Here is a 13,209-nt window from a genome sequence, read left to right on the forward strand (position 1 = left end):
AAGGCAAGCGAATGCTGTGTGGCCTGCAATTTCCTGTTGCCTGAGCGTCAAGCGGGCGGCAGGCAGGCGGAATATGCTTCGATTTTATCTGGCGGGTCCGGAAGTGTTCCTGCGCGATCCGCATGCTGTTGGCGAAGCAAAGAAGCAACTGTGTCGCCGCGCCGGAGTGGAGGGAGTATTTCCTCTGGATAGCAGCCTGGATCTTGCCGCACTGGCGCCGCGTCAGGCCGGCCTGCGCATCAGTGCAGCTAACGAAGAGTTGATGCGAAGCTGTCAGGCGGCGATCGCCAACCTGACGCCTTTCCGCGGCCCTGGCATGGATGCGGGCACGGCCTATGAGCTTGGCTTCATGCGGGCGCTGGGCCGCCCGGTTTTTGGCTACAGCAATCGCCGCGGCGGATACAGCGATCGCGTCATCGATTTTTACGCCGGGAAGTTGCAGCCGCGGGCCAGCGGCGAATGGGAGGACCCTGAGGGCTTGCTCGTCGAAAACTTTGGAATGCACGAGAATCTGATGATCGAAGGAGCAATTGTGGCCAGCGGCGGCAGCGTGGTCGTCGGCGATTCCAACGGTTCGCAGAGCTATAGCGATCTTCGCTGCTTTGAGGCTGCGCTTCAGCAGGCCGTTGCAATCATGGGCGATGCTCGGACTTAGTTGATCCGCGCGGCCCGGGCAAGAGCGGCAAGGTTTTCTCCAGCAGCCAGCGCGGCAGCTTACGTTGCAGCGTGGCTTGAATTTCCTCGCGTCCGTAACGCGGCGAAAAGTGAATCAATACCAGCTGCTCAACATCGCGAAAACATTCAGCGTGAGCAGCGATCTCATCGAGGTGCGTATGTCCCCAGAGACGGGCCCGTTCCGTCGGCCGCTTCTCGCAAATGTAGGTGCATTCCAGAAAGAGGATGCGGGCGCGCCTGGCCAGTTCGTGTTCAGTCACGAATTCGATGCGCGTGTCTCCGGAAAAGACCACGTGCGCGGCCAGGCCTTCGTAGAACAGATCATTGCGCTCTTTCTTCAACCTGGCGATTTCCGTCCCCGGCAACGAGCGAAACTCGTCGCGCAGCTTGATAGTTTTTTCCACAATTGCATAGCCATTGGAGGGCACGCGGTGAAAGCTGCGCAGTCCCTGGAAGCCCAGGTTGGAATTGAGCGGGTAGATGCGCTGGTAGTCGACGGCGTGGAGGTTGTAGACCGGCTGGTAGTCCTCGATTTGCGCCCAGAGCTCGAGGATCTTGCGCAGCGGCGGCTCCATTTCCGGCGGCATCCAGATGTCGGCTGGCGGCAGGCGGCGCAGATTGCGCTGCGACACATAGTAAGGAGCGCCGGCGCTGTGATCCAGATGTCCGTGGGTCAAGAGTAGACGCGGAATCTCCGTCAGCCGCGGGCTGCCTACGCCAATATCAAAAAGCAGGCGGACGCGGGGCACGGACAGGCAAGTGTGTACTCCGCCCTCGCTGACGCCGGTGAAGTGCCAGTCCTTGATCTTGTAGTCGTTGAGGCGAATCGTTGCGCTCCCGATCAGTTGGAATGGCCGACGTACAGCGGCGTCTCTGGTTGAACTACGACCACCGGACGAATCTTTTCCAGTTCCGCTTTCAAAGCCGCCGGGCCGGCAACCACCACAAATAAGTTTTCGGCCTGCAGCAGTTGAGCGCTTTCGGCAATCTGCTCCGATCGCACGGCGCGAATTTGTGCCGGAAATTGCTGCAAATAGTTCGGCGGCAGGCCGTCGCGCAAGAAGCGCAATTCATTGGAGACCGTCTCCTCCGGCGTCGAAAACTGGAAGGCGAAGCCATTCAGGATGGAGTCCTGGGCCAGCTTCAACTCGCTTTGACTGACGCCGCGCGAAAGCTCTGGAATCATTTGCAGCATCAGACGCAGCGTATCGGCGGCCTGCGAATTGCGCGTGGCAGAACCGGCGTTGAACTCGCCGTCGCGTGCGCCAAAGTCATTGTAAGAATAGGCATAGTAGGCCAGCCCGCGTTGGACGCGAATCTCGCGCATCAATCGCGAGTTGAAGGAGCCGCCGCCCAGGATGTAGTTGCCGGTTTGCAAAGCATAGAACTGCGGCGAGGCATGCTGCGGCAGATAGGCGCCAAGAGCGATCACTGCCTGCGCCGCCGGCGTGTCGACCAGCAAGATACGATTGCGGTAGGGGTCAGCAGCCGGCCTTCGTCGCAGCAGTTCGCTCATGCCGCCGGCCTCGGGCGGCGGCAGCTCGTTGGCTGTGGGCAGCTTCTGCAGCAGACTTTCCAGATCAGCGGCCAGCGGCAGTCCGCTCCAGTCGCCGGCGGACGCGATCACCATGGATTGCCGGCTCAGACGTCGGCGGAGCTCGGCGCGCATAGCGGCGACGCTCAGCGACTGAACGTTGGCCGCCTGCAGCGAGTAGCCGCGCCGCAAGCCTGGATAGAGCAACTCGTTCATACGGCGTGCGGCGACGCTTTCCGGCCGATCGTTGCGCCGTTCGATGGCGCTGAGCAAGCCCCGCTGGATGACTGGCAGTTCTTCCTCCGGAAAGCGCGGATTCAGCAGCGCTTCGCGCAACAGGCGCATCGCCTCGGCATAATCCTTCTTGAGGAAACGAATGCTCACGGACCAACTGGAGTAGCCGGCATCGAAGCCGATGCTGCCGCCCAGCCGTCCCAGCAAGGCGCTGCGCGCGGCGCCGTCCAGATCGCCGGCGCCGCCCTGATCAAGCATCTGCAGCGTGGATTGCAATAGGCCCGCCTCGCCAATGCGCTCGCGATCCAGTCCGCCGGAAAAGTTGAAGCTTAAAGTGAAAAAAGGCAAGCTGGAATCCGGCGCCGCCAGCCATTGCACCTGACCGCCGGCCAGGTTGCGCCGCTCAATTTGCGGCGCCTGAAACTGCATCGGCGGGAATTGCAGTCCGTCCAGCAATCCCTGTCGTTCCGCGGCTGCGGGCCAGATGGCCAGAACTGCGCCCAGCGCCAGCAGTAAGATGCGCGATTTCATGGCGCCTCCTCTTCGCTGGCCGGCTGACTCTGACTTGATTCGGGCGGCAGCAGCCGCGCCGACATGGCTTGATCGGCGCGCAGGTAGCGAGCCGCGGCCGATTGAATATCTGCGACGCTCAGCGAATCGATGCGCCCGTAGAAATCAAAGAGCGTATGGTAATCGCCAGTCAGGATCTCGTAGTAGGAAAGCGTATCTGCCAGGTCGTCAATGTTGCGCAGCTTGTAGAGGAAGGCGGCGCGCATGCTGGAGCGGACCTTCTCCAGTTCCTCGGAGCGGATGCCGTCGCGCACGACGCGCTGCAGCTCGTCCAGAATTGCCGCCTGGATGCGCTCATAGTCCGCGCCCGGCGCCGGCGTTACGTCGATCATGAAGAGATTGGTATAGCGCTCGCCAGGGTAGTCCGTCCAGACGCCAACGTCGGCGGCAAGCTCATCCTGAACGACCAGGCGCTGGTAGAGCCGCGAATCCTGCCCGCCAGAAAGGATCGCGCTCAGAACTTCAAGGTTCAGATGATCGGGATCAGGCAGGGGCGGCTTGAACCAACCCAGCATATACTCCGGCGAACCTTCCTTGCGCAGCTCGACGCGCAGCGCTCGGCGTTGCACGGGCGGCTCGCGCGGCGGAGCAGGAGTTGGTTTGCGTGCAATGCCCGAAAAGTAGCGTCCGACCAGAGCGGAGGTTCGGTCAAAATCGAGGTCGCCCACCAGCGCAATGACGCTGTTGTTGGGCGCATAGTGGGAGCGATAGAATTTCATCGCTTGATTGTAGTTTAAGAATTGGATGCTGGCCATCGGCCCGATGACCGGACGGGCATAGGGATGTTCCGGTCCGTAAGCCTCGATCAGGAATTTTTCGAGCAGCGCGCGCGCGCCAACATTTTCAACGCGCATGCGCCGTTCTTCAGTGACGACAGTTCGTTCTACATAGAAATCTCGCAGCGTTGAATTCTGCATGCGATCCGACTCCAGCCGCGCCCATACCTCGAGGCGGTTGGCGGGCAATTGCACCTGGTAGTTGGTAAGATCGGCGGTGGTGTAGGCGTTGTAGCCGCGCGAGCCGTTCTGGCCGTAGAGCTGCGAGTCTTCTTCGGGCAAGATGAACTGTCGCGCCATGCCATTGATCATGGCCAGGCGTCGCCGCCAGATGACAATCTGCGTCTGCGCCTCGCGATAGGCCGCATCATCGCCGCGACCTTGCGCTGCCAGCGCCCGGCGACGCCAGTCATCCAGGCGGTTGGCAAAGCTAACGCCAACTTCCAGGTATTTCTGCTCGCGCTGCCAGTCGCGGGTGCCTACCAGGTGCGTTCCTTTGAACAGCATATGCTCCAGCATATGTGCAATGCCGGAGCTGGCATCATCCTCGTCCGCCGAACCGGCGCGTACCTTGAGGTAGCAGGCGACAGTCGGAGCGTAATCCTGCTTCATCATGATCAGCCGCAGACCGTTGGGATACTGGACGCGACGGATACGAGCTTCCAGCAGCCGAAAGACGCTTTGTAAACTGTCATCCTCGGCGGCGGCGCTGCTTGCTGGCGAAAAAAACAGGGCCAGGAGCAGAACTGCAAGGCAGCGTCGTAGTAGAAGCTTCATACTCGGTCACATTGCAATGCGTTGAGGTCGGCGGCGATTGTTTTCCCTGTACTGCGCGCCGCGCTTCAGCGGCGGGCTCTAGCGGGAAATGTACTTGCCGGAGCGGGGCCGGCGCCAACCCTGTCCGAGTCGGTTTTTGCCGACAGACCCCGGGCCAGTAGCTCAGTCGGTTAGAGCACTTCTCTGATAAGGAAGGGGTCGGAAGTTCGAGTCTTCCCTGGCCCACACAAGCGCAGCGCAACTTCAAGCGCGCGCTGCATTTTCCGTACTGCGGTCCAGGTCCATTTCCGCCAGATACCAATCCAGTTCGATAGCCAGTCCGTGCCCCCGCTCATCCCGGCCAAAGCGCACATGGGCGCCGGCCGCGCGGGCCAGATTGCGTATGGCGCGCAGTCCGGCGCCGCGCTGCGGCTCTTCGCTGCCTGCGGTGCGTACCAATCCCTCGCCATTATCAACAATCCGAAAGCGCAGGCGATCGCCCTCGCGTTCCATGGCAATCATCAGCGCTGTCGCCTGGCTGTGCAACACGACGTTATCCAGCGCCTCCTGGCTGAGCCAGTAGAGATTGCGAAATCCGCCGCCAATGCGCGTCGCCAGTTCGCCAAGCGCCGCCTTATCCAGTTGCAGCTGCAGTTGCAGGCCGGCTGCCGCTCTGGCCTGTTCGCCCAGCGTCTCCATCCACTTCTGAAATAGTTTTTCGTGCGGGCCTTCGCCGATCAGCGCCGGCAGCGGCAACGAACTCTGGGCTTCAATCTCTTTGAGGATATCCGCCGGCAGCGCTTCGCCTTCGGGGCTGGACTTGATGCGCTTCAGCGTGCTGTCCGCCAATCGGCGCAAAGCCCCGGCGGCGCGCGCAAAGCGACGATCACGGTAACTGATCGCTTCGCGAAAGTGCTGGATGCGACTGCGATGTAGCTGCAGTTCGGCGCGATGCTGTTCGTAGCGCAAGGCCACAGCAAAAAGCGGTGAAGCGCCAGCCAGCACGCGCATCGTCTGGGCGTCGGTTGGATCGGCGCCGGCAAAGGCAATCGTAATCAGGCCAACGGACTCCTCGCCCTCCAGCAGCGGCAGAAAGACAAATCCGCCAGCTTGAGTTCTGTCCGCTCCAGATGTCGCGCTCAGCCATGCGGCCAGCTCGCCCGGCAGGTCCGGCTCTGAAATCTCCTCGGTCGGCTGAAATTGTAGCGGCTTCAAACCGGTCAGGGCCTGGCCAAATACAGTTTCGCGCAGTGCAAGGGCCGGGGCGCCTTGCGTCTCCAGCGGCAGTCCTTCAAGCAGGGCGCGTTCCAGGCGCAGGGTGGAGCCGCCGGCAAAGCTGAAGACCAGAATACGACGCACCTCGCCGGATGCCGCAATCTGGTCAGAGAGCGTTTGCAATTTCTGATCGAGTCCTGGCTGGTTGGCAATGGCATCGGTCAGTTGTGCCAGACGACGGCCTTCCTCCTGCGAGCCCTGGATACGCAATTGAGCCTGCTGCAATTCTTCGTTGAGTTTTCTTTCGCGACTTTGCATATCGCCAAGCTCGCTGCGCAGCGACTGTATCTCGCGGCGCGCCCCGCTGAAATTTGATTCAAGTTCGCGGATGCGCTGCTGCTCCTCGCTGATGCGCGAATTCAGCCCGCGAATCTCCTCCTGCAATTGAGCAATATTCTGTTCCAGGCGCGCCTCGCGCTCGCGGCGAATGCCAATCTCGCTGCGCAACTTGCCTTCTTCTTCCACTTGCCGGGCGGCCCTTTCTTTGAGTTCGGCTATTTCGGCGGCGCGCTGCTGCAATTGCGCCTCGCGGCCGGACAGCGATGCGCTTTGTTTTTCCAGATCGCTCCGAAGAGCAGCCTCGGTGCGCGATGCCTCGGCGATGGTTGATTCCAGCGTCGCCTTTGTCTCGCGCAGATTGGCCAGCTCGCGCTGCAGATTGTCGACGCGTTGCTGCAAAGCTTCGCCGCGCTGGCGCTGCTCCTGGAGGGCCCGGTCCCGCGACTCGAGGTCTTTGCGTAAGCCGTCTTCGATCAACGACGCCTGCTGCCGCGTCTCAGAAAGCGCTCGTTGCTGTTCCTGTTTCAAGCGATCCACGCTGCCAACGCTATCGCTAAGATCGCGCTCCAGTCGTTGCCGCTGGTCATCCAGTCCGGCGCTGCGCTTTTGCTCCGCGGACAGCGATTTTTCCAGGTCGGCGATGCGGTTACGTAGTTCACTGTTGCGCGACTCGCGATTCTGAAGCTCAGTCTGGTTGCGTTCGCGTTCCTGTTGCAAGGCGGCTTCGGCTGCCGCAGAGCGGGCGCGCAAGGTCTCAGTTTCCTCGTCGAAGCGCTGCTTGCTATCGCGCGCGTCGCGTTGCTGTCGTTCCAGGGACTCGCCCAGGGTTTGAACGCGCTGACGCAGTTCGTAGGTCTGTCCGTGAAGGTCATTTTCCTTTTGCAGCAGTTCGCGGTCCTTGTTTTCCAGCTCCTTTTGCAGCTTCCCTCCGGCCTCAATCGCCGCGCTCAGCTGACGACGAATTTCGGCAGTCTCGCTTTCCTGGGCCGCGCGCCGTTGCTGCAATTCATCGCGCGTCTTTTGTAGCTCGGAGTTCAGCGATTGCGCTTCCGTGGCCGCCGCCGCAAGGCCGCTTTCGCGTTCGCTCAAGTCCTTTTGCAGCGCCTGAGTCTCCTGCAGCCGCTGCTGAAGGTCCAGGCGAGCGCGCTCCAGCTCCTGCCGCGTCCCGTCCAGCGCCCGGCGCAATTCTTCACGCTCCGTTTCAGCCGCCGCCCGCGCCGACTCATTCTCCTGCAGCAATTGAGTAGAAGCCTGGATATCGCCCTGTAAAACCTGTTCGCGCTGGCTGGCCTCGGATTTCAGGCGGTCAATGGCGCTTTGCAATTCCTGCAAACGAGCGGACTGCTCGCTCTCCCGCCTGGCCTGCGCCGCTTCCATGTTCCGCGCGCGTTCCTCGGCGGCCTGCAGCGATTGTTGCGCGGCGCCGGCCTGCGCCTGGAATGCTTCGAGTTCGTCCACGCGGCGCTGCAGCTGCTGGCGCTGCTCATCGGATTTCTTTTGAGCCTCGGCCAGGCGCGACTCGGCCTCGCGCTGGCCGGCAGCCGCTTGCTCTTTGTGTTCGCTCTTGTTGCGCTCCAGTTGCTGCCCCAGCTGGCTCAACTCGGCTTGCAGGCTCTGGCGATGCTCATTGAATTCCGACTGCAATGCGGCTTCGCGTTCCTGCAGCGCACTTTTCAGGGCGGCTTGATGCGACCCGCGCTCTTGCTTTAGCTCCGCTTCCAGCGCGCTGATGCGCTCGCTGGCCTGCTTCTCGCGGCTGGCCCCGGCGGCGCCAAGCTGGCGACGTTCCTGTTCGAGGGCTTGCTGGCGTTCTTCGTCCGCTGCCTTTGCCGCGTTTTGCATAGCGGCTGCGTGTTGTTTCGCCAGCTCCTCGCTTTCCTGCCGTCGCTGGTTCTGTTCCTCTTTCAACCTGTTTTGCAGGCTGTGGTGTTCGCTCTGCAGCGCGCTGTGCTCACGACGCAACTGTTCTGTGCTGTCCTTGTGTTCGCGATCCGCGTCCGACAACCGATGTCGCCATTCTTCTTCAAGCGCTTTGCGCTCTTTCTCTGCCGTCGCCGACCTTTCGCGCAGCTGCTGTTCGCGCTGCTGAGCCTCGCTCAACTGTCGCTCCAGATTCTGGCGCGCGGCTTCCAGGCGTTGGAGATTGCTGCGGTCCTTTTCGGAATGATCGCGCAGCGCTTGCAGTTCGCTGGCTTCGTTCTTACGCGCCTGCTTCTGCTCTTCGATGCTGGCTCGCCAGTGCGCTTCGCGCTCGTGGGCGCTGAGCAGCGCCATGTCCTGTCCCAGCAGCCGTGCGGCGGCTTCTACAATGGCCAGGTCCTGCTCGGTATAGGCTGGCCGCGGATTGGCCAGGTTGACAGCAAGGGCGCCGATCGCCTGCCCGGCGTCGATGCAGGGAGCGACAAGGATCGAAAGCGTCTCCGCCGCATCGAAGGGTTGCGGCGTCGATTCGACCATTCTCATGGGTCGAAATCCGGTTTTGTGTGTGGCAACCAGGGCCGAATCAAGGGCCAGCTGACCGAGTTCAAGCGCCGGACCTTCGGCAATGGAAGCCGCCTGCCAGTACTGACCGTCGGCACTGAGCGCCAGCAAATGCATTTTGCGTCCGCTGCGCATCAGAACGTTGAGACTGGAGAAGCCGGTCTCTTCGTGGAGCACGGCGGCCAGCTCACGGATACGCGCCGAAAGTTCCTTGCCGCGCACGGCATCAAGCATGCGCAGCATGGCGCTGCGACCCTGCGCTGCGGCCGCCGGGCGCGACGCGCTTTTCCTGGCGGCGGGGGCAGGCGCTTTGCGGACGCTGCTCTTTTTGGCGGGCGCGCTCTTCTTTGCGGGCGCCTTTTTCGCTGTCTTCTTTTTGGATACGGCCATCTGCCGCTTCAGCAGTCAGGGCAGGCGCCGCGCGGTCAAGCCTGTTGGGACATAGCGTAGCGAACTGCGGAGCGCATCAACCAGTCGATCAGCGGCCTGGGCAGCAGTCGGTGCAAGGCATAGTACAGGTGCGCATCCAGACCCAGGCGGTAGCGCGCTGCGGGACGCTCTTTAAGGCAGATGCCAGCCAGGCGGCGGGCGGCAGCTTCCGCCGAGGTGGATAGGCGACTGTAGCCCTGGCGGTGGATCTGTTGATTCAGCGGCGCATAAGGAGAGTCCGGTTTCTGGCTGGCCGCCGGCGAGGCCATATTGTTCTTGAAGTTCGTACGGATCAGACCGGGCTCAATGAGCGACGCCTGGATGTTGCGCGCTGCAAGCTCATAGCGTAACGCCTCGGTAAATCCCTCGACCGCCCACTTCGATGAACAGTAGGCTGTTCCTGTCGGCAGGGCGAGAAAGCCAAGCACAGAGCTAACATTGAGGATCCTCGGCCGCAGTCCGGCGGCAGCGCTGGCATGCAGCAGCGGCAGCATCGTCCGCGTCAGATCCAGCAGGCCAAAAAAGTTCGTGGCATATTGATCGCGAAACTCACTATCGCTCAATTCCTCAAAGGCGCCGTACAGTCCGTAGCCGGCGTTGTTCACCAGAACCAGCAGCTGGCGTCCATCCTTCTGAATGACCTTACGAGCCTGGTGCAGTTGCGCCGGTCTGGTCACATCCAGCGGCAAGAGTTTGCGCAGCGGGCTTTCACCCGGGTCCTGCCGGGCCCGGGAAAGGTTGCGCACGCCGGCATATACGAAAACGCCCAGACGCTCCAGTTCCAGGGCAAGGGCGCGACCAATGCCGGAACTTGCCCCGCTGATCAGTACAGCGGTCCGCAGCGCTGACGATTTGGAGCGCATATCAGAACTCATTTCGTCCAGCGTCGCCAGCCGCAAGGCTGCGACAAGGCGCTTTCGGCCAACAGTGGAAAGAGACTTTACAGGGCGCCTGCGGCCCGTTTCTTGACCGCAGTTGCAGCATTAACGGGGACTTAGCTCAGTTGGGAGAGCGTCTGGTTTGCACCCAGAAGGTCGTCGGTTCGATCCCGATAGTCTCCACAATAGCGCCTCTGAAGCCTTGCAGAGCGCCAGCTTTGCGGCGCTCCATTCAGCCGGCCAATAGCGTTTGACATCGTACTTGCACCAGGTCATTACTCGACGTCCACCGGGTCTGGCATGAAGCAACTGCGCAAAGCACTGGGCGATGTCCTCGTACAATCGTTGAATACGCAGCAGATGAGTCACCTCGGTCGGGAGGTGGACGGCGATTTCAGCATTGAAGAGATTTCCGGCTTTGGGGACAAGATTGTCATTCCGCGCAAGGTCGCCGCGGACTGCGTCCTGCAGCATTTTGGCAGCCCCGACAAGTTGATGCAGTACATCGCCTTCATGCTGTCGCGCGAAGGTCAGGGCGCCAGCGGCGGCGTCATTCATGTCAAGGGCGCCGATCGATTGGTAGCGCTGTTGCAGGAGGATGGCTGGATCTTTGACCGACAGAATGCGCGCTTCGTCCGCGACCAGCGTGTGGAACAAAGTTCGGGCTGGGGCTTCATGCGCGACGGCGAAGAGTATCCCTTCTGTCTGGCCAGCATCGACGTTGTCGCCAGTTCGGAATTGGTGCGCACCAATGTGAAGGAAGACGTAGAAGCCACAATGAGTGCGATGGCCGCCAGCATCCAGCGTCAGGTGGAAAACTGGGACGGGCGCGTCTGGTACTGGCATGGCGATGGCGGAATGGCGGCGTTTCATGGCGAAAGCAGCGCGCCAATGACCGTGCTGGCCCTGGTTACAATTCTAAACTATTTGCCATTGTTCAATATCGTAGAAAGCCAGCTGCGCCCTGAGAATGACCTGAAGCTGCGCATTGGCGTCCACTACGGACCCTGCGTTTACCGCAATGATGTCCGTCTGATCGCCAGCGATGATTTGAAATTGGCGCAGGAAGTCGAAAAGAAATACTCCGCGGCAAATTGCCTGGCGGTCACCAGCCCTGTGCATCGATTGCTGCCGGATGAAATTCGGCGACACTTCCGCGAAGGCGAGGAACTTCGCGGCATGCGCGTCTATCAGTACCAGCCGACTTGAACTATGGAAATCCTGATCATTGATCCTGATCGGTCGGTGCGCGAATACTACAAGCGCATGCTGGAATCGGAGTTTCGCCAGGTGCAGGTCCACTTTGCCGCGACGGGGGCCGAAGCGCTGGGCTTTGTCGCCGCGCAAAGCTGCGACATCTGCCTGAGCGAAACGCGCCTCCCGGACCTTGATATCTTCGACCTGCTGATTCATTTTCATCAGCGTCGCATTCCGGTAATCGTTGTTACTTCGGAAGATTCCGAACGCCTGGCAGTGGAGTGCATGCGCGCTGGCGCTGCCGACTTCGTTTCGCGGGGCCATATCAAACTCGGGCACCTGCCGCTGGCGATTGCCCGCGCCGTGCTGGAATATGAGCGCGCCGAAAAAGCCCGCGCGGCTGGAGCAACCGTCGAATTGCCTGCGGAATACGATCGCATCAACCAGCGATTGAAGTCCTACATCCAGGTAGAGCGCGCCGAGTTGCGACGCCGCGTTGAATCGGCGGACGCCGATCCAGCCTTCATTGATGGAGAGCGCTACTGGATTACCTATCTTTATTTGCAGCTTTTTTATCCCGAGTCGATTCGATCAACACTGGATGAGCGGCGGCTGCTGGCCCTGCAGGAACGGATCTTAAGTCGTCTTTGTGATATCCCCGGAACTCACGAGGGCAAGCTCTGGACGCGCAAAGAGGACGGGGCCTTCTTTGCCTTCCCTGGCGACACCTATCTGGGGGCCTTGTTGGCGGCGGTGGAGATGCGAGCGACGGTCAATATCCTGAATATGACTGTGGATAATCTGACTGAATCGGTTCAGATCAATATCGGTCTGGCCGCCGGGCAAACGGTCTACCGCGAGAACAAAAGCCAGATCTACAGCGAAGCGCTGAATCTCAGTGCGCACATGGCTATCAACAATCCGGAGCGAAGCGTTTTGATGATGACCGCCGACATCTACGAGAAGATCGGTCCGCGGGCGCGGAAGTATTTCTTCGCCGCAGGTCAATTTGAAGGGCGCGAGGTTTATCGCTACGAACGCACCGCCTGAGCCCAGGCTCAACTTGAAGCGAATAGAATCAATAGTTGATCAGATAGATGGAGGTGTATCCATCGAAGCTTTCGGTCCGAGCCCCGCATTGCAGGCTGATGCGACTCTTGAAATAGAGAATATAGGGTCGGGTAAAGAAGGTGCGGATTACCCAGCGCAAGAGAGCGCTGACATGTTGCAGAATATAGTACTGGCCCAGGGGGGCGCCAAGCTCCTCGCGAATCGTGCAGCCTTCCGGCGAGCGATACTCGCTCTGCGTCGCGATGCGATAGTTGCTGAATGCATTGAGGCGCTCTTCGCTTGCTGTCAAGCGCAAGCGATCCTCGCCGCGAATTGCGCCGTCAATTCTCGCATAGGATATGAAATCGCCGGCAGCGACATCGTCACTGACGCGCATATGGGCCAGAAACAGTCCGCGGTTGACCTGAAAGGTGCGCGTCAGTTTCAGGCTGCGCGCATAGTGATGCGGCGATGAGGTCGCATAGAGCGCTTCGAGACCGGCAACGCCTTGCAGAATGCGTTCCTGATTGCCGATTTTCAACCGCGCCCGCGCCGGTCCGCCTGCGGCTGGAATATCGGCGCGGATGAAGCCTCCGTCGCCCGAGCTCGCAATCGGACCGCCGCTCAAGCGCAATGCGGCGCCGGCGGCGGGCATCTGTACGTCGGCTTCCAGGCCGTCGAGGCGAACGGTCAGGATGTATTGGCCGTTGTGAAGCGCTATCTCACTGGTATAAACCTTGGCGCCAAATTGTCCGGGCCTGGCTTGCAGCAATTCATCATTGTATTCGGCAGTTTGAATGTGGTCCCGGCCATTCTCATGGACCAGGATGGAGACGCCGTTGTTCAAAGAGCCGGGGCCAAGATTGCTGATAACAATCGTAGCGTAGATGCTGACGCCGCCGCCATGAAAATTGTAATTCCAGGCCTGGGTATACTCGCTGCGCTCGCTGGGCTGATAGCTGACTTCCGCCGCTGGCAGTGCAGCTATGGGCAGGGGGGAGGTCTGCAGCGGCTGTAGAGCGGCGAAAAGCAGTGTGCCAATTTTTGTAAGCGAATGCGAGGAAGTGCGCGGCAT

Annotated in this window: 9 protein-coding genes and 2 tRNA genes; 5 read left to right on the top strand and 6 right to left on the bottom strand. The window is 60.7% G+C overall.

Going from position 1 to position 13,209, the window contains the following annotated elements; genetic code table 11:
* Positions 1–73: 73 nt before the first annotated feature.
* The gene (locus K1X75_08775; GenBank protein ID MBX7058149.1) at positions 74–655 is read left to right on the top strand and encodes a nucleoside 2-deoxyribosyltransferase; all 582 of its coding nucleotides are present in this window, start codon (positions 74–76) and stop codon (positions 653–655) included.
* On the opposite strand, the gene K1X75_08780 is transcribed toward K1X75_08775, so the two are convergent.
* From K1X75_08780 to K1X75_08790, 3 genes are all read right to left on the bottom strand, one after another.
* Positions 633–1,424, bottom strand: coding sequence for an MBL fold metallo-hydrolase (locus K1X75_08780; GenBank protein ID MBX7058150.1), 792 nt, complete (start codon positions 1,422–1,424; stop codon positions 633–635). The genes K1X75_08775 and K1X75_08780 overlap by 23 nt on opposite strands.
* A 92-nt stretch (positions 1,425–1,516) precedes the next feature.
* A complete protein-coding gene (locus K1X75_08785) occupies positions 1,517–2,974 on the bottom strand; it encodes an insulinase family protein (protein ID MBX7058151.1) in 1,458 nt (485 codons plus the stop codon).
* Positions 2,971–4,566, bottom strand: a complete 1,596-nt coding sequence (locus K1X75_08790) for an insulinase family protein (protein MBX7058152.1) — start codon at positions 4,564–4,566, stop codon at positions 2,971–2,973. The genes K1X75_08785 and K1X75_08790 overlap by 4 nt, the downstream gene beginning before the upstream one ends.
* Before the next feature lie 151 nt (positions 4,567–4,717).
* On the opposite strand from K1X75_08790, the gene K1X75_08795 reads away from it, so the two are divergent.
* A tRNA-Ile gene (locus K1X75_08795) sits at positions 4,718–4,791 on the top strand.
* A gap of 18 nt (positions 4,792–4,809) precedes the next feature.
* Here the strand turns inward: K1X75_08795 and K1X75_08800 are convergent.
* Positions 4,810–8,970, bottom strand: coding sequence for a hypothetical protein (locus K1X75_08800; protein MBX7058153.1), 4,161 nt, complete (start codon positions 8,968–8,970; stop codon positions 4,810–4,812).
* A 35-nt stretch (positions 8,971–9,005) separates the two neighbouring features.
* Positions 9,006–9,872, bottom strand: a complete 867-nt coding sequence (locus K1X75_08805) for an SDR family oxidoreductase (GenBank protein ID MBX7058154.1) — start codon at positions 9,870–9,872, stop codon at positions 9,006–9,008.
* A gap of 125 nt (positions 9,873–9,997) precedes the next feature.
* On the opposite strand from K1X75_08805, the gene K1X75_08810 reads away from it, so the two are divergent.
* The 3 genes from K1X75_08810 (at position 9,998) to K1X75_08820 (ending at position 12,134) form a co-directional block, all read left to right on the top strand.
* Positions 9,998–10,070: transfer RNA gene (locus tag K1X75_08810), tRNA-Ala, on the top strand.
* A gap of 117 nt (positions 10,071–10,187) precedes the next feature.
* The gene (locus K1X75_08815) at positions 10,188–11,096 is read left to right on the top strand and encodes a hypothetical protein (protein MBX7058155.1); all 909 of its coding nucleotides are present in this window, start codon (positions 10,188–10,190) and stop codon (positions 11,094–11,096) included.
* 3 nt (positions 11,097–11,099) lie between these two features.
* Positions 11,100–12,134: a response regulator gene (locus K1X75_08820; GenBank protein MBX7058156.1), complete on the top strand. Its 1,035-nt coding sequence runs from the start codon at positions 11,100–11,102 to the stop codon at positions 12,132–12,134.
* A 28-nt stretch (positions 12,135–12,162) separates the two neighbouring features.
* Here the strand turns inward: K1X75_08820 and K1X75_08825 are convergent, their stop codons facing one another.
* Complete coding sequence (locus tag K1X75_08825) at positions 12,163–13,209, bottom strand: hypothetical protein (GenBank protein ID MBX7058157.1); 1,047 nt, start codon at positions 13,207–13,209, stop codon at positions 12,163–12,165.

The sequence above is a fragment of the Leptospirales bacterium genome, from assembly GCA_019694655.1.
In the GTDB taxonomy this organism is placed as follows: domain Bacteria; phylum Spirochaetota; class Leptospiria; order Leptospirales; family Leptonemataceae; genus SSF53.

What these genes read in the sequence shown, in the direction of transcription:
- K1X75_08775 (MBX7058149.1), top strand. Translation starts at nt 74, where the DNA reads ATGCTTCGATTTTATCTGGCGGGTCCGGAAGTGTTCCTGCGCGATCCG.
- K1X75_08820 (MBX7058156.1), top strand. Translation starts at nt 11,100, where the DNA reads ATGGAAATCCTGATCATTGATCCTGATCGGTCGGTGCGCGAATACTAC.
- K1X75_08790 (MBX7058152.1), bottom strand. Translation starts at nt 4,566, where the DNA reads ATGAAGCTTCTACTACGACGCTGCCTTGCAGTTCTGCTCCTGGCCCTG.
- K1X75_08800 (MBX7058153.1), bottom strand. Translation starts at nt 8,970, where the DNA reads ATGGCCGTATCCAAAAAGAAGACAGCGAAAAAGGCGCCCGCAAAGAAG.
- K1X75_08815 (MBX7058155.1), top strand. Translation starts at nt 10,188, where the DNA reads ATGAAGCAACTGCGCAAAGCACTGGGCGATGTCCTCGTACAATCGTTG.
- K1X75_08785 (MBX7058151.1), bottom strand. Translation starts at nt 2,974, where the DNA reads ATGAAATCGCGCATCTTACTGCTGGCGCTGGGCGCAGTTCTGGCCATC.
- K1X75_08825 (MBX7058157.1), bottom strand. Translation starts at nt 13,209, where the DNA reads ATGCCGCGCACTTCCTCGCATTCGCTTACAAAAATTGGCACACTGCTT.
- K1X75_08805 (MBX7058154.1), bottom strand. Translation starts at nt 9,872, where the DNA reads ATGCGCTCCAAATCGTCAGCGCTGCGGACCGCTGTACTGATCAGCGGG.